This window comes from Streptomyces sp. P9(2023) (genome assembly GCF_032436795.1).
Taxonomy (GTDB): Bacteria; Actinomycetota; Actinomycetes; order Streptomycetales; family Streptomycetaceae; genus Streptomyces.
Map to the genome: position 1 here is coordinate 1 of NZ_JAUPWM010000151.1, position 476 is coordinate 476.

At 48.9% G+C, this 476-nt stretch carries 1 protein-coding gene; it reads right to left on the reverse strand.

Annotation, left to right across the window (positions count from 1 at the left end):
• Positions 1-32: 32 nt before the first annotated feature.
• The coding region (locus Q5762_RS37110) for a transposase (protein ID WP_315896717.1) at positions 33-476 on the reverse strand (444 nt) is incomplete at its 5' end.

Genomic DNA, 476 nt, shown 5'->3' on the forward strand with positions numbered 1-476 from the left:
TAACCGTTCACCGGTAGTTAATTGACTTTTGTCTACAGACCAAGAACGTTTGGATATGGCTGACGCGCGGTTACCGCCTGTACAATCTCTGTTAGCACAGACAAGCTGGATAACCCACGTTTCTTGCAGGTTTCTACCAATGTGTGCATTCGGCCTCTGAACTTGTCGCCAGCATCTGAGGTAGTACCAAAGCTGATTTTACGTTGAATAACGCTGCCACGGATGCGCCGCTCAGCTTCATTGTTGGTAAGCGGGATGGATTCATGCTTCAGGAACAGCCATAAGCTTTGCCGATGCTGCTCCAGCTTTTCGCAACGACCTTTATACCTTTTAACCACGATCGACCGGCCCTTTTCAAGCCAGTGGTCGAACGCTTTTTGAAGCCTGAGCATCCGGCGCATGTATCGCTTATGGCACAGTTCATTCTGTTCGAAGCGATGACGTGTTCTGAAGAGAGCACTGGTGATAAAAGTCAG